The 20,385-nt window shown below is 66.7% G+C and carries 19 protein-coding genes; 12 read left to right on the top strand and 7 right to left on the bottom strand.

The window, feature by feature from the left end; all coding sequences use genetic code 11:
- The first annotated feature begins 37 nt into the window (after positions 1 to 37).
- The 8 genes from BM345_RS11990 to BM345_RS12025 all read left to right on the top strand — a co-directional run bounded on the left by BM345_RS11990 (position 38) and on the right by BM345_RS12025 (position 7,749).
- Positions 38 to 1,150, top strand: a complete 1,113-nt coding sequence (locus BM345_RS11990; protein ID WP_217653984.1) for an aromatic ring-hydroxylating dioxygenase subunit alpha — start codon at positions 38 to 40, stop codon at positions 1,148 to 1,150.
- On the top strand, positions 1,147 to 1,911 hold the full coding sequence (locus BM345_RS11995) for a GntR family transcriptional regulator (RefSeq protein ID WP_093379722.1): 765 nt from the start codon (positions 1,147 to 1,149) through the stop codon (positions 1,909 to 1,911). The genes BM345_RS11990 and BM345_RS11995 overlap by 4 nt, the downstream gene beginning before the upstream one ends.
- Before the next feature lie 24 nt (positions 1,912 to 1,935).
- Positions 1,936 to 2,916: a PDR/VanB family oxidoreductase gene (locus tag BM345_RS12000; protein WP_093379724.1), complete on the top strand. Its 981-nt coding sequence runs from the start codon at positions 1,936 to 1,938 to the stop codon at positions 2,914 to 2,916.
- A gap of 168 nt (positions 2,917 to 3,084) precedes the next feature.
- Complete coding sequence (locus BM345_RS12005) at positions 3,085 to 4,257, top strand: ABC transporter substrate-binding protein (RefSeq protein ID WP_093380179.1); 1,173 nt, start codon at positions 3,085 to 3,087, stop codon at positions 4,255 to 4,257.
- A 145-nt stretch (positions 4,258 to 4,402) separates the two neighbouring features.
- Positions 4,403 to 5,278, top strand: coding sequence for a branched-chain amino acid ABC transporter permease (locus BM345_RS12010; protein WP_093379726.1), 876 nt, complete (start codon positions 4,403 to 4,405; stop codon positions 5,276 to 5,278).
- Complete coding sequence (locus BM345_RS12015; protein WP_254789704.1) at positions 5,275 to 6,273, top strand: branched-chain amino acid ABC transporter permease; 999 nt, start codon at positions 5,275 to 5,277, stop codon at positions 6,271 to 6,273. The genes BM345_RS12010 and BM345_RS12015 overlap by 4 nt, the downstream gene beginning before the upstream one ends.
- A complete protein-coding gene (locus tag BM345_RS12020) occupies positions 6,270 to 7,031 on the top strand; it encodes an ABC transporter ATP-binding protein (protein WP_093379729.1) in 762 nt (253 codons plus the stop codon). The genes BM345_RS12015 and BM345_RS12020 overlap by 4 nt, the downstream gene beginning before the upstream one ends.
- Positions 7,024 to 7,749 (top strand): ABC transporter ATP-binding protein, encoded by a 726-nt coding sequence (locus BM345_RS12025; RefSeq protein ID WP_093379731.1) that lies wholly within the window; start codon positions 7,024 to 7,026, stop codon positions 7,747 to 7,749. The genes BM345_RS12020 and BM345_RS12025 overlap by 8 nt, the downstream gene beginning before the upstream one ends.
- A 102-nt stretch (positions 7,750 to 7,851) precedes the next feature.
- Here BM345_RS12025 and BM345_RS12030 read toward each other — a convergent pair whose 3' ends face one another.
- The 3 genes from BM345_RS12030 to dnaG form a co-directional block, all read right to left on the bottom strand.
- Positions 7,852 to 9,081 carry a multidrug effflux MFS transporter gene (locus tag BM345_RS12030; RefSeq protein WP_093379734.1) on the bottom strand — a complete coding sequence of 410 codons (1,230 nt, stop codon included), beginning with the start codon at positions 9,079 to 9,081 and terminating at the stop codon, positions 7,852 to 7,854.
- 100 nt (positions 9,082 to 9,181) lie between these two features.
- The gene (gene rpoD / locus BM345_RS12035) at positions 9,182 to 11,542 is read right to left on the bottom strand and encodes an RNA polymerase sigma factor RpoD (RefSeq protein ID WP_093379736.1); all 2,361 of its coding nucleotides are present in this window, start codon (positions 11,540 to 11,542) and stop codon (positions 9,182 to 9,184) included.
- A 326-nt stretch (positions 11,543 to 11,868) separates the two neighbouring features.
- Entirely contained in the window at positions 11,869 to 13,893 is a 2,025-nt protein-coding gene (dnaG, locus tag BM345_RS12040) for a DNA primase (protein ID WP_093379739.1), read from the bottom strand.
- A gap of 95 nt (positions 13,894 to 13,988) precedes the next feature.
- Here dnaG and BM345_RS12045 point away from each other — a divergent pair, with 95 nt between their 5' ends.
- Positions 13,989 to 14,891: a YihY/virulence factor BrkB family protein gene (locus BM345_RS12045; RefSeq protein ID WP_093379742.1), complete on the top strand. Its 903-nt coding sequence runs from the start codon at positions 13,989 to 13,991 to the stop codon at positions 14,889 to 14,891.
- A 10-nt stretch (positions 14,892 to 14,901) separates the two neighbouring features.
- Here BM345_RS12045 and BM345_RS12050 read toward each other — a convergent pair whose 3' ends face one another.
- Positions 14,902 to 15,660, bottom strand: a complete 759-nt coding sequence (locus BM345_RS12050; RefSeq protein ID WP_093379744.1) for a 3-hydroxyacyl-CoA dehydrogenase — start codon at positions 15,658 to 15,660, stop codon at positions 14,902 to 14,904.
- A 124-nt stretch (positions 15,661 to 15,784) separates the two neighbouring features.
- The gene (locus tag BM345_RS12055) at positions 15,785 to 16,342 is read right to left on the bottom strand and encodes a phasin family protein (protein ID WP_093379747.1); all 558 of its coding nucleotides are present in this window, start codon (positions 16,340 to 16,342) and stop codon (positions 15,785 to 15,787) included.
- 179 nt (positions 16,343 to 16,521) lie between these two features.
- On the opposite strand from BM345_RS12055, the gene BM345_RS12060 reads away from it, so the two are divergent.
- A complete protein-coding gene (locus BM345_RS12060; RefSeq protein WP_093379750.1) occupies positions 16,522 to 16,959 on the top strand; it encodes an acyl-CoA thioesterase in 438 nt (145 codons plus the stop codon).
- Between the two features lie 11 nt (positions 16,960 to 16,970).
- Here BM345_RS12060 and BM345_RS12065 read toward each other — a convergent pair whose 3' ends face one another.
- Positions 16,971 to 17,378 carry a hypothetical protein gene (locus BM345_RS12065; protein WP_093379752.1) on the bottom strand — a complete coding sequence of 136 codons (408 nt, stop codon included), beginning with the start codon at positions 17,376 to 17,378 and terminating at the stop codon, positions 16,971 to 16,973.
- A gap of 32 nt (positions 17,379 to 17,410) precedes the next feature.
- Positions 17,411 to 17,632: a CsbD family protein gene (locus tag BM345_RS12070; RefSeq protein ID WP_093379755.1), complete on the bottom strand. Its 222-nt coding sequence runs from the start codon at positions 17,630 to 17,632 to the stop codon at positions 17,411 to 17,413.
- Positions 17,633 to 17,807: 175 nt separating this feature from the next.
- Here BM345_RS12070 and pncB point away from each other — a divergent pair, with 175 nt between their 5' ends.
- Both pncB and BM345_RS12080 read left to right on the top strand, forming a co-directional pair.
- Entirely contained in the window at positions 17,808 to 19,043 is a 1,236-nt protein-coding gene (pncB, locus tag BM345_RS12075) for a nicotinate phosphoribosyltransferase (protein ID WP_093379757.1), read from the top strand.
- Between the two features lie 3 nt (positions 19,044 to 19,046).
- Positions 19,047 to 20,384 carry a sodium:proton antiporter gene (locus BM345_RS12080; RefSeq protein WP_093379759.1) on the top strand — a complete coding sequence of 446 codons (1,338 nt, stop codon included), beginning with the start codon at positions 19,047 to 19,049 and terminating at the stop codon, positions 20,382 to 20,384.
- Position 20,385 lies beyond the last annotated feature (1 nt).

The raw sequence follows: 20,385 nt of genomic DNA on the forward strand, positions 1-20,385 counted from the left end.
GACTTGGCGGCATCAATGTATACAGTGAGTATCCATGATCGCCACCAAGAGTCCCGCTTTCCCCTTGAATGCCTGGTACGCCGCCGCCTACGACGTGGAGGTGAAGCACGCCCTCACGCCTCGCACCGTCTGCAACCAGAAGCTGGTGCTTTTCCGCCGCACCGACGGACAGGTGGCCGCGCTGGAAGACGCCTGCTGGCACCGCCTGATGCCCCTGTCGCTGGGCCGCCTGGAGGGCGACGAGCTGGTGTGCGGCTACCACGGCCTGGTCTACAACAGCCAGGGCCGCTGCACCCACATGCCCAGCCAGGAGACGCTCAATCCCTCTGCCTGCGTGCGCAGCTTTCCGGTGGTGGAGAAGCACCGCTTCGTGTGGGTGTGGCCGGGCGACCCCGCCAAGGCGGACCCCGCCCTGGTGCCCGACATGCACTGGAACGACGACCCGGCCTGGGCCGGCGACGGCAAGATGATCCGCGTGGCCTGCGACTACCGCCTGGTGGTCGACAACCTCATGGACCTGACGCACGAGACCTTCGTGCACGGCTCCTCCATCGGCAACCGCGAAGTGGCCGAGGCACCCTTCGTCGCCACGCACGGCGACCGCACCGCCACCGTCACGCGCTGGATGGAAGGCATCGACGCGCCGCCCTTCTGGGCCGGACAGATCAAGCATGCGCGCGGCTACACCGGCAAGGTGGACCGCTGGCAGATCATCCGCTTCGAGGGGCCGTGCACCGTGACCATCGACGTGGGTGTGGCCGAGGCGGGCAGCGGAGCGGTGCCCAGCCAGTCATCGCCTGGCGACCGCAGCCGCGGCGTGAACGGATACGTGCTCAACACCATCACGCCCGAGACCGACACGACCTGCCTGTACTTCTGGGCCTTCGCGCGCAACTATTGCCTGGGCGAGCAGCGCCTGACCCATGAACTGCGCGAGGGCGTGGCCACCATCTTCCGCGAGGACGAGCTGGTGCTGGAGGCGCAGCAGCGTGCCATGGACGAGCGGCCCGACCACGTCTTCTACAACCTCAACATCGACGCCGGCTCCATGTGGGCGCGCCGCCTGATCGACGGCCTGGTCGAGCGCGAACGGCCCCGCGCGCCGACCATTCCCATCCAGCCGGCGCAGCCCGGTCGGATCGCGGCATGACCGTCGCCTTGAACAGCGCGGCCGACACGGCCGAACCCGCAGGCTCGCACGCGGTGAAGGCGCAGTTGCGGCTGCGCGAGCTGATCCTGGCAGGCGAGCTCGCAGGCGGCACGCGCATCGCCGAGGTGGCCATCTCCGAAATGCTGGGCGTGTCGCGCACGCCGGTGCGCAGCGCGCTCATGCGGCTGGAGCAGGAAGGCCTGCTCGAAGCGCTGCCCAATGGCGGCTATGCGGTGCGCACCTTTTCCGAACGCGACGTGTCCGATGCCATCGAGCTGCGCGGCACGCTGGAAGGCCTGGCAGCCCGACTGGCCGCTGAGCGCGGCGCGGCGCCGGTGGTGCTGCGCGAGGCGCGCGCGTGCCTCTCGCGCATCGACGAACTGCTGCGAGAGAGCGCGCTGGACGATGCCGCCTTCTCGCGCTACGTGGCCTTCAACGAGCAGTTCCATTCGCTGCTTTATGAGATGTCGGGTAGCCCGCTCATCGCCAAGCAGCTGGAGCGCGCGGTGAACCTGCCCTTCGCCTCGCCCTCCGCCTTCGTGGTGGTGCAAGCCAATTCGCCGGCCGCGCGCGACATGCTGGTGATCGCGCAGGACCAGCACTGGCAGGTGCTCGACGCCATCGAGGCCCGCGAAGGCGCCCGCGCCGAATCGCTGATGCGCGAGCACAGCCGCATTGCGCGTCGCAACCTGCGCGAGGCGCTGCACGGCAACGTGGACCACTCCCTGCCCGGCGTGCAGCTCATCCGCCGCCGCGGCTAGAACAACAAGACACTTCTTCCCAAGATGAAAAGCGAGATCCACTGGATGCCGGCGCGCATCGCGGCCGTGCGCGAGCTCACGCCCACGGTGCGTGAATTCCTGATCCGCCCCGATTCGGGCGTCGCATCGGACCACGAGCCGGGCGCCCACCTGCAGGTGCAGGTGCTGGCCGGCGGGCGCATGCAGACCCGCTCCTACTCGCTGGTCGGCGAGCCCGACGGGCAGGCCTGGCGGATTGCGGTCAAGCGCCTGGATGATGGCCGCGGTGGATCGCTGGCGATGTGGAAGCTGGCCGTGGGCGACCGCATCCTGGTGAGCGAGCCGCAGTCCCATTTCTCGCTGGACCTGAACGCGCCGGCCTACCTGGTGGTGGCGGGCGGCATCGGCATCACGCCGCTGGTGTTCATGGCCCGACGGCTGGCCGCCCTGGCGCAGCGCAGCGGTGCCAGCGTGCGCATGCTCTACGGCGCGCGCAGCCGGGATGAGCTGGCCTATCTCGCCGAACTGCAGGAAGTGCTTGGCGACCGCCTGGTCACGCACGAAGGCTCGGCGCCCATCGACTTCGCCGGCGAAATCGCGCGGCTGCCGGCAGGCGCACAGGTCTACACCTGCGGCCCGGTGCCCATGCTTGAGGCGGTGAAGCAGGCCTGGAGCAGCTCGGCCCGGCCCCTGGCCGACCTGCGCTTCGAGACCTTCGGCAGCAGCGGCCGCCTGCCCACGAAGAGCTTCAGGGTCAAGGTGCCTCGGCATTCACTCGAGATCGAGGTGCCGGCCAACGCGACCCTGCTCGAGGCCCTGGAGGCCGCCGGCGTACAGACCCTGTGGGACTGCCGGCGCGGCGAATGCGGCCTGTGCGCGATGGACGTGACCGCGCTGGAAGGCGAGATCGACCACCGCGACGTGTTCCTCAGCGAGCACGAGAAGAAGGGCAACTCCCGCATCTGTGCCTGCGTGTCGCGGGCCGTCGGCACCCTCACGATCGACTCGGCCTATCGGCCCGATTGAGCCTGTCATCCGCTCGCGCGATGATCGCGCAAACCGCTCGCACAACGCGCAGCAATCCTCGGGGCCTCGCGCGCTCTAGGTGAATGCGTCGAGGCGAGAATGTTGCAAATTGTTGAAAATAGCGCAGCTTTGCCCGTCCCCTTCGAGACCAAGGAGATTCTCCAGATGATGAAACGCCGTCAACTCATCCAGGCCTGCAGCCTCACCGCCCTGGCAATCGCCGCGCCGCTGGCCCTGGCCCAGAGTGCCCCCTTCAAGATCGGCCTGGTGCTGCCCATGACCGGCCAGCAGGCCAGCACCGGCCGCCAGATCGAGGCCGCCGCGCGTCTTTACATGGCGCAGAACGGCGACACCGTGGCGGGCCGCAAGGTCGAGTTGATCGTCAAGGACGACACCAGCCTGCCCGACGTGACCAAGCGCCTGGCGCAGGAACTCATCGTCAACGACAAGGTGGACGTGCTGGCCGGCATGGGCATCACGCCCTCGGCCATGGCCACCGCACCGCTGGCCACGCAGTCCAAGACGCCGCTGGTGGTGATGGCCGCCGCCACCTCGTCGATCACCAATGCCTCGCCCTACATCGTGCGCACCAGCTTCACGCTGCCGCAGGTGTCGGTGGCCATGGGCGACTGGGCGCCGAAGAACGGCGTGAAGTCGGTCGTGACCCTGGTCACCGACTATGGCCCGGGCAACGACGCCGAGAAGTACTTCAGCGAGCGCTTCACGCTCAACGGCGGCAAGGTGCTCGAGAAGCTGCGCGTGCCGCTGCGCAACCCGGACTTCGCGCCTTTCCTGCAGAAGGTGCGCGACGCCAAGCCCGATGCGCTGTTCGTCTTCGTGCCCTCGGGCGCGGGCGCGGCGGTGATGAAGCAGTTCGTCGAGCGCGGCATGGACAAGGCCGGCATCCGCCTGATCGCCACCGGCGACGTGACGGACGACGACCAGCTCAACGACATGGGCGACGGCGCGCTGGGCGTGGTCACCACCCACCACTACTCGGCCGACCACAACTCGGCGCTGAACAAGAAGTTCGTCGACGCCTTCCAGAAGGCCAACAAGGGCATGCGTCCCAACTTCATGGGCGTGGGCGGCTACGACGGCATGCGCGTGATCTACGAGGCGCTCAAGACCACCAAGGGCAAGGGCGGCGGCGACGCGCTGCTGGCTGCGATGAAGGGCCAGGTCTTCGAGAGCCCGCGCGGCGAGGTGCTGATCGATGCGCAGACGCGCGACATCGTGCAGGACGTGTACCTGCGCAAGGTCGAGAAGAAGAACGGCCAGCTCTACAACGTGGAGTTCGACGTGATCAAGGCGGTGAAGGACCCCGGTAAAGACAAATAGGGCCTCCCGGCTTTTCACTTCGCTTCGCTTCGTGTAATTCCCGAGGAGGGGACCCTGCCTGCGGCCCGGCAAAGCCGGTTCCGCGGCACGGGGGCTGATACAGGTAGCTCGCGTCGTTTTTTCCGATGGGCCGTGACTTGCTGATATGTTGACCATTCTTTTCGACGGCATCGCCTACGGCATGCTGCTCTTCGTCCTCGCGGTCGGACTGGCCGTGACGCTGGGGCTGATGAACTTCATCAACCTCGCGCATGGCGCCTTCGCGATGGCCGGTGGGTACCTCACGGTGATCGCGATGCAGAAGCTCGGCATCCCGTTCCTTGCGTGCCTGCCGCTGGCCTTCATCGGGGTGGCGCTGCTGGGCGCGCTGCTGGAGCGCACGCTCTATCGCCCCATGTACGGCAAGTCGCACCTGGACCAGGTGCTGTTCTCCATCGGCCTGGCCTTCATGGCGGTGGCGGCCGTCGACTACTTCGCGGGCTCTTCCCAGCAGAACGTGCACTTGCCCGAGTGGCTGCGCGGCCGCACGGAAATCGGCGACGGCGCGTTCATGCTCGGCATGGGCCACTACCGCATCTTCATCATCGCGGTGTGCGCGGTGCTCACCGTGGTGCTGCAGCTCATCTTGTCCAAGACCCGCTTCGGCAGCCGCCTGCGCGCCGCGGTGGACGACCCGCGCGTGGCCTCGGGCCTGGGCATCAACGTGAACATGGTGTTCCTGCTCACCTTCGCGGTGGGCTCGGGCCTGGCGGGGCTGGGCGGTGCGCTGGGTGCCGAGATCCTGGGGCTGGACCCGACCTTCCCGCTGAAGTACATGATCTACTTCCTCATCGTGGTCTCGGTGGGCGGCACCTCGTCCATCACCGGGCCGCTGCTGGCGGCGCTGCTGCTGGGCATCGCCGACGTGGCCGGCAAGTACTTCATCCCCAAGATGGGGGCCTTCACCGTCTACCTGCTGATGATCGTGATTCTTCTGTGGCGCCCTCAGGGCCTGTTCACGCGCAAGGGAGCCGCCAAGTGACGAACACCCCTGCCGAGCTGCAGACGGCCCTGCTGCGCAAGGCGCGCTGGCGTCCCTGGGAATTCGCCGTGTGGGCGCTGGCCTTCGCGCTGCCGCTCATCACGCCCTCGCACGCGCTGATGATCAACGAGATCGCCATCGTGGCCCTGTTCGCGATGTCGCTGGACCTGATCCTGGGCTATACCGGCATCGTGTCGCTGGGGCATGCCGGCTTCTTCGGCTTCGGTGCCTACGCCGCAGCCCTGTTCGCCAAGCATGTGATGCCCGACCCCACCGTGGGCCTCGTCGTGGCCATCGTGCTGACCGGCCTGCTGGGCGCGGTGGCCAGCGTCACCATCCTGCGTGGCACCGACCTTACGCGGCTCATGGTCACGCTGGGCACGGCGCTGCTGCTGCTGGAACTGGCCAACAAGCTGGACTGGCTCACCGGCGGCGCCGACGGCCTGCAGGGGGTGGTCATGGGGCCGGTGCTGGGCCTGTTCGAGTTCGACCTGTTCGGCCGCACGGCCGCCTGGTACTCGATAGGCGTGGCCTTCGTGCTTTTCCTCTTCATGCGGCGCCTGGTGCATTCGCCCTTCGGCGCCACGCTCAAGGCGATTCGCGACAACCGCCTGCGCGCCATGGCCATCGGCGTGCCGGTGGTTTCGCGGCTGGCCGTCGTCTACACCATCGCCGCCGCCATCGCAGGGGCGGCCGGCGCGCTGCTCGCGCAGACCACGGGCTTTGCCTCGCTGGACGTGCTCTCCTTCGACCGCTCGGCCGACGTGATGCTGATGCTGGTCATCGGCGGCGTGGGCTGGCTCTACGGCGGCGTGGCGGGTGCCATCGTCTTCAAGGTGCTGCAGGACTGGCTCTCGGCCGTCACGCCGCAGTACTGGATGTTCTGGATCGGCCTGATCCTGGTCCTGCTGGTGCTGGTGGGCCGCGAGCGGTTGCTGCGGCCCTGGACCTGGTTCGGTTCCGGCGCTGCTGCGAAGAAGGGGGCCAAGGCATGACATCGCCCGTGCTCTGCGCGACCGGCCTGGTGATGCGCTTCGGCGGCATCGTGGCGACGAACAACGTCTCGCTTCAGCTGCGCCCCGGCGCGCGCCATGCGCTCATCGGCCCCAACGGCGCCGGCAAGACGACCCTGATCAACCTGCTGACTGGCGTGCTCGCCCCCACCGGCGGCCGCATCGAGCTGCTGGGCGAGGACATCACCCGCCTGGCGCCCCACCAGCGCGTGGCGCGCGGCATGGTTCGCACCTTCCAGATCAACCAGCTGTTCGACTCCATGACGCCGCTGGAGACGCTGGCGCTGGTGATCTCGCAGCACCAGGGCCTGGGTCGGCAATGGTGGAAGCCGTTGGGCGCGTCAAAAGCGGTGGCCGAGCGCGCCGCGCAACTGCTGGAGCAATTCCGCCTGTCCGACGTGGCGCAGGTGCAGACCAAGCACCTGGCCTATGGCAAGCGTCGCCTGCTGGAGATCGCCATCGCGCTGGCCTGCGAGCCGCGTGTGCTGCTGCTGGACGAGCCTGTGGCCGGCGTGCCTGCCGGCGAACGCGAGGAGCTTCTGCAGACCGTGGCCGCCTTGCCGGCCGATGTCTCGGTGCTGCTCATCGAACACGACATGGACCTGGTTTTCAGTTTTGCCGACCGCATGACGGTGCTGGTCAACGGCACGCTCCTCACCGAGGGCGACCCCGACACCATCGCCAACGATCCGAAGGTCAAGGAGGTCTACCTGGGCCACGGCGAGGTGGCGCATGGCTGAGGTGCTTCTGCAGACCGAGGGCCTGAGCGCCGGCTACGGCGAGGCGGTGGTGATCCACGGCGTGTCGCTCCGGCTGGGCGAGGGCCAGACCCTGGCGCTGCTGGGCCGAAACGGCACCGGAAAGACCACGCTCATCAACACGCTGGCAGGCGTCACGCGCCAGCATGGCGGCAGCATCGCGCTGGCGGGGCAGACGCTGAACAAGCTGGCACCGCACCAGCGCGCCGCGGCCGGCATCGGCTGGGTGCCGCAGGAGCGCAACATCTTCAAGTCGCTGACGGTGCACGAGAACCTCACGGCGGTGGAGCGGCCGGCGCGCGCCGGCAGCAAGCAGGCTTGGACGCCTGCGCGGGTGTACGAGATGTTCCCGCGCCTGGCCGAGCGCAAGGGCAACCTGGGCACGCAGCTTTCGGGCGGCGAGCAGCAGATGCTGGCCGTGGGCCGCGCGCTGGCGCTCAACCCGCGCCTGCTGCTGCTGGACGAACCGCTGGAAGGCCTGGCGCCCATCATCGTGGAAGAGCTGCTTCGCGCCATCCGGCGCATCACCCGCGACGAGGGGCTGGCCGCGATCATCGTGGAGCAGCATCCGCAGGCGGTGCTTGCGATCTCCGACGAGGCGGTGGTGCTCGATCACGGCACGATCGTGCACGCGGAGAAGGCGCAGGCGCTGCGGGCGCAGCCTGAGGTGCTGGGGCGGCTCTTGGGGGTGGCGCGGTAGTTTGTGTTTCTCATTCTTTTCATTGCTCCGGCAATGACCAGAATGAGAAACAGAAATGCCTTGCGTCGCGCCTGTGCCGCAAGGCCGCTCAGCGCCGCCAGCTCACAGCGCGTGCTCGCGCCCGATCTCCGGCCAGCGCCTGCGCAGCCAGAACCACGCGACCAGCCCCACCGCCATCATCGTGAAGGAGGTGAGGGCCAGCAGCACGGTCGAATGCATCACCAGCGGTGCCACTGCGCCCGCCACCACGCCGTTGGCCACCGCGCCGATCACCGCCTGCAGCGACGAGGCCATGCCGCGCCGCTCGGGGTGCAGGTCCAGGACCAGCAACGTGACCACCGGGACCATCAGCGCCCAGCCATAAGCGAACACGCCCAGCGGCCACAGCGCCCAGCCCACGTGCGGCGCGAAGAGCAGGTTGGCCACCACGTTGACGATCGAGGTCAGCAGCATGATGAAGAAGCCGTCGCGGATCTGCCGCTTGGGCCTGACCTTGCCGGCCTTGCGCCCGCTGTGCCAGGCGCCCAGCATGATGCCGCCGATGGTCAGCACGAAGAACCAGAAGAACTGCGTGGGCGCCAGGTGCAGGTGCTCGCCGAGGAAGGCCGGTGCGGACAACACGTAGAGGAACATGCCGTTGAATGGCACGCCGCTGGCCAGCGCGAGCAGCAGGAAGCGCGGGTCCGAGCACAGCGACCAGTAGCCGCGCAGCAGGTGGGCCGGGTGGAAGGGCTGCCGATCCTGCACGTGCAGCGTCTCGGGCAGCAGGCGCCAGTTGAAGACGAAGAGCAGCACGCCCACCGCCACCAGGAACCAGAAGATGCTGTGCCAGCCCAGGTGCACGAATAGAAAGCCGCCGATGATCGGCGCGATGGCCGGGGCGATGCCGAAGTAGATGGTGACCTGGCTCATCACCTTCTGCGCCTCGGCCGGCGGGAACATGTCGCGGATCACCGCGCGCGACACCACGATGCCTGCGCCCGCCGCCATGCCCTGCAGCGCGCGGAACAGCACCAGCTGCCCGATGCTCTGCGACAGCGCACAGCCCAGCGAGGCCAGCGTGAACACCGCGATCCCGCCCAGCACCACCGGGCGGCGACCGATGCTGTCCGACAGCGCCCCGTGGAACAGGTTCATGAAGGCGAAGCCGAACAGGTAGGCCGAAAGCGTCTGCTGCATCTCGACCGGGCTCGCGCCGATCGAATGCGCGATGCCCGAGAAGGCCGGGATGTAGGTGTCGATGGAGAAGGGCCCCAGCATGCCCAGCACCGCCAGCAGCACGGCCAGCGCCCAGCGGGGCGCTTTCCAGATGGTTGCTGCTTCGGGATTCATGGCTGCCCTTCTTCTTCGTCGTTGTTCATCGCCAGCCCAAAGAAAAAGCGCCCGGCATTTCCTGCACGGGCGCTTTCATTGGCGGGCGAGGGGTGTCGCTCTACAGTGTATCGATGAAGCTGCGCAGCTTGTCCGAGCGGCTGGGGTGCTTGAGCTTGCGAAGTGCCTTCGCCTCGATCTGGCGGATGCGCTCGCGCGTCACGTCGAACTGCTTGCCCACTTCTTCCAGCGTGTGGTCGGTGCTCATCTCGATGCCGAAGCGCATGCGCAGCACCTTGGCTTCGCGCGGCGTCAGCGAGTCGAGGATGTCCTTGACCACGTCGCGCAGGCCAGCTTGCATCGCGGCCTCGATGGGCGCGGTGTTGGTGCTGTCCTCGATGAAGTCGCCCAGGTGCGAATCGTCGTCGTCGCCGATGGGGGTTTCCATCGAGATCGGCTCCTTGGCGATCTTCATGATCTTGCGGATCTTGTCCTCGGGGATCTCCATCTTCGCGGCCAGGATGCCGGCATCGGGCTCGAAGCCGAACTCCTGCAAGTGCTGGCGACTGATGCGGTTCATCTTGTTGATGGTCTCGATCATGTGCACCGGGATGCGGATGGTGCGTGCCTGGTCGGCGATCGAGCGCGTGATGGCCTGGCGGATCCACCACGTGGCGTAGGTCGAGAACTTGTAGCCGCGACGGTATTCGAACTTGTCGACCGCCTTCATCAGTCCGATGTTGCCTTCCTGGATCAGGTCGAGGAACTGCAGGCCGCGGTTGGTGTACTTCTTGGCGATGGAGATCACGAGGCGCAGGTTGGCCTCGATCATTTCCTTCTTGGCATCGCGCGAGGACGACTCGCCCTGGTTCATGCGCTTGTTGATGTCCTTGAGCTCGGCCAGCGGCACCACCACGCGCGACTGGATGTCGGCCAGCTTGGTCTGCAACTCCTGGATCGGCGGGATGTTGCGCTGCATCACGGCGCTCCAGGGCTTGCCGGCGGCGGCCTGCTTCTCCACCCACTTGGTGTTCAGCAGGTTGGAGGCCACGCGCTGGCCCTTCTTGTCGTAGCCGGAGAAGTCGCGGATGAAGTCTTCCTGCGGGAAGCCGCACTTGTCCACGATGATGCGGCGCAGCTCACGCTCCTTCTTGCGCACGTCGTCCACCTGCGTGCGCACCATGTCGCACAGCTTCTCGATGGTGCGGGCGGTGAAGCGGATGGTCATCAGCTCTTCCGACAGGGCCAACTGCGTCTTGGTGTACGTGGGCGTGCCGTAGCCTTCCTTGTCGTAGGTCTTGTGGACCTTCTCGAACAATTCGGCCATGCGGTCGAAGCGGGTGAGGGCTTCGCGCTTGAGTTCTTCCAGCTTCTTGGTCAGCGCCTTGGAGCCGCCGTTGCCGTCGTCGTCATCGTCCTCGTCGAACTCGTCGAAATCTTCCTCGGCCACGTAGTCGTCGGCTTCGTTGGGATTGGAGAAGCCGTCGACCACGGTCGAGATGACGATCTTGCCTTCGCGGATCTCGTTGCCCAGCCGCAGGATCTCCGCAATGGTGGCGGGCGAGGCCGAGATGGCATGCATCATGTCCATCAGGCCGCCTTCGATGCGCTTGGCGATCTCGATCTCGCCCTCGCGGGTGAGCAGTTCGACCGTGCCCATCTCGCGCATGTACATGCGCACCGGGTCGGTCGTGCGGCCGAACTCGCTGTCCACGGTGGACAGGGCGGCTTCGGCTTCTTCCTCGGCTTCTTCCACGGTGGCCGCGGTGGGGGCCACGTTGTTCTGGAACAGGGTCTCGGCGTCGGGCGTCTGCTCGTACACCGCCACGCCCATGTCGTTGAGCATGGAGACCACCACTTCCATGGTCTCGGCGTCGACCAGCTTGTCGGGAAGGTGGTCGGAGATCTCGCCTTGCGTGAGGTAGCCGCGGGTCTTGCCCAGGGTGATCAGGGTCTTCAGGCGCTGGCGGCGCTTGGCCAGGTCTTCCTCGGACAGAACGGTCTCGTCCAGGCCGAACTCCTTCATCAAGGCGCGTTCCTTCGCCTTGCTGATCTTCATGCGAAGCGGCTTGACCTTTTCCTCGGTCACTGCCGCTGCCGGCTCGCCCGCCAGGTCTTCCTCGATGTCCGACAGGTCGACGTCGCTGCCGGCCGGTGCCTCGGCCGCAGCCTTGGGCTTGCGGCCGCGCTTGGCGCCGGTCGTGGCGGTGGCGGTGGTGCCGGCCGCCTTGGGCGGACGGCCGACCTTCTTGGCCGGGGCGGCGGCGGTCGCGGTGGCCTTGTCGGCGGTCTTCTTCAGTTCGGCGGTGGTGGGGGTGGCTTTGGGGGTGCTGCTGGTCGTCACGGTTTTGGCTTTCTTCACCTCAGCGGTCTTGGTCGCTGTGGTTGCCGTCTTGCTCGCAGCCTTGGCTGCGGGCTTGGCCGGCGTCTTGCCGACAGCGGATTTCGTGGCGGAAACGGCAGGCTTCTTTGTACTGGGCATACGACCTCGAACATCTTGATGAAACTAGCGGAATCACACAGCGCCACGAACCCGGCGCGGGCATAGGGGCAGATGCAAGGGGCGCGTCAGGGCGCACCTTTGCATGGCGCCGGCAAGATGTGGGCGAACATTTGGTGTGCAGTCCTTGCGGTGTATTGGCCCTGATCCCGTCGAGGGAATGCGTTGCGCTTAGGGGCCGGCCCGGAGGTGCTGCTGTCGCTCTTGCCAGCTCGCGAACGACATTTACGCCGTCCACGAAGCCTTACATTATAGCGTCCTGCCGCTTTTTCAAGCAGGTATTGCGCTTGTTTTGCGTCCAGTCGAGGTCAGAGGCTGGCTTGGAGTTCCCGCCGCCGGGCTTCCAGGGCGCGATAGCGCTCCGGCGCGGCCGGGTCGGTGCCGAAGGCGCCGGCCGTCTCGGTCAATTGGGCGCCCAATCTGTCGATCAGCATCCGGGCCAGCACGTCCTTGAGTTCGGTCGTCACGTCCGGCGCGGCCTGGCTGGACGAGGCCTCTTCTTCCATGTCGCCCACGGGCGCGCCATCCGGGCCTGTCATCAGCTTCAGGGCCATGGGCTCGAAGCTGAGGCCGCGCAGGCCTTCTCGCAAGGCCGCCCAGGGGAGTGTGCCGTGCTCGTGATGCTGGGTATCGATCCAGCGAAAGAGTTCACCCAGCTCGCCCGGCAGTTCGCACAGCACGGTGTGCAACTCGTGGGAGAGGCCTTCCCAGGGGGCCATGTTGGACAGCAACAGCCGGGCTGCAACCTCCTGGCGGCTGGTCGGCTTGATGCGGCCCTGCGGGCGGGGTGGGCGGTTGAACTGCTGCCGGCGGCCCTTGAAGCCGCCGCGTCGCTCACCGGAGCCGTAGGCGCTACCGGAACCATGGCCGCTGCCGGAACCATAGCCGCCGCCGGACCCGTAGCCATCGCCGGATCCGTACCCTGGGTCCGGGTCGTAGCCGCCGCTGCCTTCCCACGGGGCATCGGGCGGACCGTCCCAGGCGGGCGGGCTTTCCTGACCACCCGCAGGCGCATTGCGGCGGGCCGGCGCGGCGGCCGGCTTCCAAAGGTCGGACAGGTCCTGGGCGCCCAACTGAACCAGGCCCGCGATCTCGCCGAGCAACTGTCGCTTGAGGGCGCCTTCGGGCAGGGCCGTCCACATGGGGCCGATGTTGCTGCTCAGGTGAGCGCGGCCCTCGGCCGTGCCCAGGTCGCAGCCCTCGCGGGCGGCTTCCAGCATGAAGCGCGACAGCGGCGTAGCCTCGCCGACGAAGCGGGCGAAGGCGTCGGCGCCGAACTCGCGGATGAAGCTGTCGGGGTCGTGCTCGGCCGGCAGGAACAGGAACTTGATGGTCCGCACGTCGCTGGCGAAGGGCAGGGCGGCGTCCAGCGCCTTGCGCGCCGCGCGCCGGCCGGCGGCGTCGCCGTCGAAGCTGAACACCACCGAGTCGGTGAAGCGGAAGAGCTTCTGCACATGTTCGTTGGTACAGGCCGTGCCCAGCGTGGCCACCGCGTTGGGAAAGCCCAGCTGCGCCAGCGCCACCACGTCCATGTAGCCCTCGGTGACCAGCGCGTAGCCCTTCTCGCGCAGGGCGGTGCGGGCCTCGAACAGGCCGTAGAGCTCGCGGCCCTTGCTGAAGACCGGGGTCTCGGGCGAGTTGAGGTACTTGGGCTTGTCGTCGCCCAGCACCCGGCCGCCGAAGCCGATGCATTCGCCCTTGACGTTGCGTATGGGGAACATCACCCGGTCGCGGAAGCGGTCGTAGCGCTTGCCTTCGCCTTCGTCGGAGGTGATGACCAGGCCGCTTTCCACCAGCAGGGGCTCCTCGTAGTCCGGGAAGACGCTGGCCAAGGAGCGCCAGCCCTCGGGCGCGTAGCCCAGGCCGAAGCGCTTGGCGATCTCGCCCGACAGTCCCCGGCCCTTGAAGTAGTTGACGGCCCGGTCCGAGCGCTTGAGCTGCGCCCTGTAGGACTCGCCCGCCTTTTCCAGCACGTCGGAGAGGCTGGCCTGCTTCTGCCGCTGGCTGGCCGCGCGGGCGCGGTCCTGCGGCGAGGCGTCGTCCTCGGGCACCTGCAGGCCGTACTGGCCGGCCAGGTCCTGCACCGCCTCGACGAAGCCCATGCCGCCGTGCTCCATCAGGAAGCCGATGGCGTTGCCGTGCGCCCCGCAGCCGAAGCAGTGATAGAACTGCTTGGTCGGGCTGACAGTGAAGGAGGGCGACTTCTCGCTGTGGAAGGGGCACAGCCCCATGAAGTTGGCGCCGCCCTTCCTGAGCTGCACCGAGCGGCCGACGATCTCGACGATGTCGGCACGAGCGATCAACTCCTGGATGAACGAGGCTGGAATGGTCATGGGGCGGGGGCTTCCGATGATACGCAAGGGCCCAGGCAGCGCACGGCGCGCCGGCCAATGACATACTGGGCCGGCATCCCATCCGATGCCCAGGAATGAACCGCAGGCAACCCTTCTTCGTCGCCATCCGCCACCCCTTGCGCTTCGCGTGGGATGCGGCCAAGGCTTTCAGGGCCAACCAGGGCCTGCTGCTGGCCGGCGCAGTGGCCTACTACGCGCTGCTGTCCATCGTGCCTCTCCTGATCCTGAGCGTGATGGTGTTGTCGCACTTCATCGCCGAGGACGAACTTTTCGCCACGGTGGGCCGCTATCTGGAATGGGTGGTGCCGGGCCAGTCCAAGGCGCTGGTGGCCGAACTGGCCAATTTCCTCCTGCACCGCGACGTGCTGGGGCCGGTGCTGCTGATCACGCTGCTGTTCTTCAGTTCGCTGGCCTTCACTGTGCTGGAAGGCGCCATGTCGGTGATCTTCCACCACCGCAAGCAGGACCGCTCGCGGCATTTCCTGGTCTCGGCGGTCATGCCCTATGTCTACATCGTGTGCCTGTGCATCGGCCTGATGCTGGTGACGGTGGTGGCGGGCGCCCTGCAGGTCATCGGGCAGGAAAGCATCGACCTCTTCGGGCGCAGCTGGTCTCTCTCCGGCATTTCCGGCGTCCTGCTCTACCTGCTGGGCCTGGGCGGCGAGATCCTGATGCTGACCTCGCTGTACATGGTGATGCCGGTGGGCCGGCTCTCGCTCAGCCATGCATTGCTGGGCGGCGTGACCGCCGCGCTGCTCTGGGAGGTGACGCGGCGCTTGCTGATCTGGTATTTCTCGTCGCTGTCGCAGGTGACGGTGGTCTACGGCTCGCTCACCACGGCGATCGTGGTCCTGCTGAGCCTGGAGATCGCCGCCACCCTGCTGCTCTTCGGCGCCCAGGTGATCGCCGAGTACGAGCGCCTGGAGAAGCGCTCGCGGGCCGGGCGCGACATGGACGCGGCGCCCCGGCGCCGCTAGCCCTTCGTCTTCAGCGCGGTGCCAGGCGGATGGCACCGTCCAGCCGGATCACCTCGCCATTGAGCATGTCGTTCTCGATGATGTGGCGCGCCAGCTTGGCGTAGTCCTGGGGGGTGCCCAGGCGCGAGGGGAAGGGCACGCTGGCGGCCAGCGCGTCCTGCACCTCCTGCGGCATGCCGAAGAGCATGGGCGTGCCGAAGATGCCGGGAGCGATGGTCATGTTGCGGATGCCGTTGCGCGCCAGGTCGCGGGCGATCGGCAGGGTCATGCCGACCACGCCGCCCTTGGAGGCGCTGTAGGCGGCCTGGCCGATCTGGCCGTCGTAGGCCGCGACCGAGGCGGTGGAGATGAGCACGCCGCGCTCGCCGGTCGATTCCGGCTCGTTCTTCGCCATCGCGTCGGCCGCCAGGCGGATCATGTTGAAGCTGCCCAGCAGGTTGACGGTGATGGTCTTGCTGAAAACGGCCAGGGCGTGCGGGCCGTTCTTGCCCACGGTCTTCTCGGCCGGCGCCACGCCGGCGCAGTTGACCAGGCCCGAAAGCTTGCCCAGCTTGAGCGCCGCGGCCACGGCCGCCTGGCCGTCGGCTTCCTGGCTGACGTCGCACTTGACGAAGATGCCGCCGATCTCGCGGGCCACGGCCTCGCCCTTGTCGACCTGCATGTCGGCGATCACCACCTTGGCGCCGGCCTCGGCCAGCATGCGCGCCGTACCTTCGCCCAGGCCCGAGGCCCCGCCGGTGACGATGAATACATTGCCCTTGATTTGCATTTGAAGTCTCCTGTGCTGCGGGGGAGATTATGGAAGCGGGCGGCGCAGGCAAAAAAAGAGCCCCGTCCGAAGGCGGGGCTCAATTGGATCCCGAGGGACCCAAGGAGACAACTTGTAGGACTGCTTAGCGCTTGCGCGAAGCGGTCTGGGCGGTGCTCTTGGCGGCGTTCACGGCCGTGGTCGAGACGGCGTTGAAGTTGGCTTCGGCGACGTCGGAAGCTTGCTTGACGGCCTTTTGCACGGACTCGAAGGCATTGTTGGCGGCGGCGACGGCGCTCTTGAGCACGGCGACGGCGGTTTCCGAACCGGCCGGGGCGTTCTTGGAGGCGCTGTCGATCAGGCCGACGATGGTCTGCTGGGCTTCGGTGGCCTTGACTTCGAAGGCCTTGCCGAATTCGGCGCCGGTGCCTTGGGCGATTTCGTACAGGTGACGGCTGTAGGAAGCGGTCTTCTCGGCCAGGGGCTGGAACAGGCTGGCTTGCAGGGCCAGCAGTTCTTGCACGTCCTTGACTTGCAGGGCGGCCTGGGCGGTCGTGGCGGCTTCGGTCAGCGCTGCCTTGGAGGCGGTCACGTTCAGTTCGACGATCTTCTCGACGCCTTCGAAGGCCTTGGTGGTCAGGCCGAACAGGGTTTCGAGGTTGGCTTTTTGGGCGGCGATGAGTTGGTCGGCGGTCAGGGACATGAGTTTGCTCCAGTGAGGGTGGTCAACAGTTCGAAAGAGAGTCGTTTAGCTGATCCGCCCATTCATGTTGCGGTGCAGCATGGTTCGAAGTATGCGGCCTGCGAGTGACGGATTCAAGCCCTTTTTGTTGCATTGCAGCAATTTAGAGGCGGCTTTCTAAAAAGGCAGAATCGCCGCCCATGAGCCGCCCCACGCCCCATCTCCGCAGCAGCTACCCGGCGTTCCGGGCCATTCCTACGCGCTGGGCCGACAACGACATGTACGGCCATGTCAACAACGTCGTTTACTACAGCTGGTTCGATACTGCCGTGAATGCGCTGCTGATCGAGCGAGGTGCGCTGGACATCCACCAGGGCGAGGTGATTGGCCTGGTGGTCGAGACCCAATGCAATTATTTCGCCTCCCTGGCCTTCCCGGAGACGGTGGAGGCGGGCGTGCGGGTGGCCCACACCGGCTCGTCCAGCGTCCGCTATGAGGTGGGCCTGTTCGCCCAGGGTGCGGAGACAGCGGCGGCACAGGGCCATTTCGTTCACGTCTACGTCGACCGGACGACACAACGCCCGGTGCAGTTGCCCCGGGCGCTGAGAGAGGTGGCCGACGCGCTGCGCGCCGGCTAGACGGCCCCGGCTTACTTGCTGGAGGTCTTCATGGCCTTCAGGTCGGCCTTGCCCTTGGATTCGTCGGCCTTGGCCTGCTTCTGGCAAGCGTCCTTGGCGTCACCCTTCATGTCGTCGCACTTTTCCTTGGCGACCTGATAGGCGGCCTCGACCTTTTCTTCCTGGACCTTGCGGGCATGCGCGTCGCTGGGCTTGTACTGCTGCTCCAGTTCGGCCTTGGCAACCTTTTCCTTGCCTTCGGCTTCCTTCTTGCACACGTCCTTGGCATTGTCCTTCAACGTGTCGCACGCGGTCTTGTCGACCTTGTAGTCGGCTTCGATCTTTTCCTTGGCAATCTTGTATTCGTCGGCGGTCAGGGCAAACGCCTGGCCTGCGGCAAAGCAGGACGCCACGGCCAGCATCAAAATGTGTCGCTTCATTTTCTATTCTCCTTACGGGTTGGAAAGGGGTCTCAGACCTTCTCGAAGAAGGAATTCGGATTGCGGCCTTCCCAATCCTTGACTTGCTTCTCGGCTTCGTCGCGGCTGATGCCGTGGCGTTCCTGGATGCGGCCGACCAGTTGGTCGCGCTTGCCGGCGATGACATCGAAATCGTCGTCGGTCAGCTTGCCCCACTGCTCCTTGACCTTGCCCTTGAGCTGCTTCCAGTTGCCTTCGACGGTGTCTTTGTTCATGGCTGAACTCCTTGCTTGAGGTGGATCGGATGGCAGTTGCCTGCCGCCTGAACTGCACTGTAGGTTCGCGATTGGGAGCCATTGGTAGGAGCGGCGGGGAAGGGTCCGTAGGCACCCGCCGACGCAGACCGTGATAATCGGGCGCACGCCCAAGAGAGACTGCGCCTGCGAAAAAATGATCATTCAAAGCCTGCTCGACACCGACCTGTACAAGTTCACGATGATGCAAGTGGTGCTGCATCACTTTCCGGGGGCGCGCGTCGAGTACCGCTTCAAGTGCCGCAACCCCGGCGTGAACCTGGCGCAATTCGCCGGCCAGATCCGCGAAGAGGTGCGGGGCCTGTGCCAGCTGCGCTTCAAGGACGCCGAACTGGCCTACCTGCGCTCCATGCGCTTCATCAAGAGCGACTTCATCGACTTCCTGGGCCTGTTCCAGCTCAACGAGAAGTACATCAGCATCAAGCCCCTGCCCACCGGCGAGCTGGAGATCGGCATCGAGGGGCCCTGGCTGCACACCATCCTGTTCGAAATCCCGGTGCTGGCGATCGTCAACGAGGTGTACTTCCGCAACACGCAGCCGCAACCCAACCTGTCCGAGGGGCGCGGCCGGCTGGAAGAGAAGATCAAGCTGCTGCAGGCCGATGGCCTGTCGGACCTGAAGATCGCCGACTACGGCACCCGCCGGCGCTTTTCCAAGGAATGGCACGAGGAGGTGCTGCGCACGCTTTCGGCCCGGCTGGGCGCGGTGTCGCCACCGCCGGCCAGCGGCCCGGTCAAGGCCATGCCTGCCGGCCAGCCGGCGCAGTTCGCCGGCACCAGCAACGTGCTGTACGCGATGAAGCTGGGGCTCATTCCGCTGGGCACCATGGCGCACGAGTACCTGCAGGCCTGCCAGGCGCTGGGGCCGCGGCTGCGCGACAGCCAGGTCTTCGGCTTCGAGAGCTGGGCGCGCGAATACCGGGGCGACCTGGGCATCGCGCTGTCGGACGTCTACGGCATGACCGCGTTCCTGCGCGACTTCGACATGTATTTCTGCAAGCTCTTCGACGGCGCGCGGCACGACAGCGGCGACCCGTTCCAGTGGGGCGAGCGCATGCTGGCGCACTACGTGGCCAACCGGGTCGACCCGCGCACCAAGACGCTGATCTTCAGCGACGCGCTCACCGTGCCGCGCACCATCGAGCTGTACCAGCAGTTCCGCGGCCGCTGCCTGCTGGCCTTCGGCATCGGCACCAACCTCACGAACGACCTGGGCTACGAGCCGCTGCAGATCGTCATCAAGATGGTTCGCTGCAACGACCAGCCGGTGGCCAAGCTGTCGGACACGCCTTCCAAGAACATGTGCGAGGACGAGCGCTACCTGGCCTACCTGCGCCAGGTGTTCGACATCTCGCAGCCCACCTCGGCCTGAGGCATGGACGGCGCGTCCCTGTCGGCCTGGTGGGGCCTGCCCTTTGCCGGGCTGCTGCTCTCGATCGCGCTGGTGCCGCTGGCGGCACCGGGCTTCTGGCACCACCACTACGGCAAGGTGGCCGCCGCCTGGGCGCTGGCCTTCGTGCTGCCCTTCGCCGCGGGCTTCGGCCTGCCGGCCACGCTGCATGAACTGGTGCACGTGCTGCTGGGCGAATACGTGCCCTTCATCATCCTGCTCACGGCGCTCTACGTGGTGGCCGGCGGCATCTACATCCGCGGCAACCTGCATGGCAGCCCGGGGCTCAACACGGCCCTGCTGGCCATCGGCGCGGTGCTGGCTTCGCTGATGGGCACCACGGGGGCGTCGATGCTGCTCATCCGCCCGCTCATCCGCGCCAACGACAACCGGACGCACAAGGTGCACGTGGTGGTGTTCTTCATCTTCATCGTGTCCAACGTGGGCGGCTCGCTCACGCCGCTGGGCGACCCGCCGCTGTTCCTGGGCTTCCTCAAGGGCGTGGACTTCTTCTGGACGGCGAAGAACATCTTCCCCGAGACCCTGTTCATCGTCGGCGCGCTGCTGGCCCTCTTCTGGCTCATCGATCGCCACTACTTCAAGCGCGAGGGCGTGCTGCCGGTCGATCCCACGCCCGACACGGCCCGCCTGGGCTTCGAGGGCGGCATCAACTTCGCGCTGCTGCTGGTCGCGATGGGACTGGTGCTGCTGAGCGGGGTGTGGAAGTCGCCCATGCGCTTCGAGGTCTTCGGCACCGCCGTGGGCCTGCCCGGCCTGGTGCGGGACATCGGCCTGGTCGTCCTCGTCCTGGTGTCGCTGCGGATCACGCCCGCGCGGGTGCACGAGCGCAACCAGTTCGGCTGGGGGCCCATGGCCGAGGTGGCCAAGCTCTTCGCCGGCATCTTCCTGACCATCGTGCCGGTGATCGCCATGCTCAAGGCCGGCGCGAACGGGCCCTTCGGCGCGATCGTGCAGGCCGTGACCCGGCCCGACGGCCAACCCGACCCGGCCATGTATTTCTGGGCCACGGGGGTGCTGAGCTCTTTCCTGGACAATGCGCCCACCTACCTGGTGTTCTTCAACACCGCGGGCGGCGATGCGGCCGCACTCATGACCACCTACGCCAGCACGCTGGCCGCGATTTCCGCCGGGGCCGTGTTCATGGGCGCCAACACCTACATCGGCAATGCGCCCAACCTCATGGTCAAGGCCATCGCCGAGGACCGCCAGGTGCGCATGCCCAGCTTCTTCGGCTACATGGCGTGGTCCGGTGCCATCCTGTTGCCGCTTTTCGTCGTCCAGACCTTCATCTTCTTCCGCTGAA

Source organism: Variovorax sp. OV329 (genome assembly GCF_900114785.1).
Classification (GTDB): domain Bacteria; phylum Pseudomonadota; class Gammaproteobacteria; order Burkholderiales; family Burkholderiaceae_C; genus Variovorax.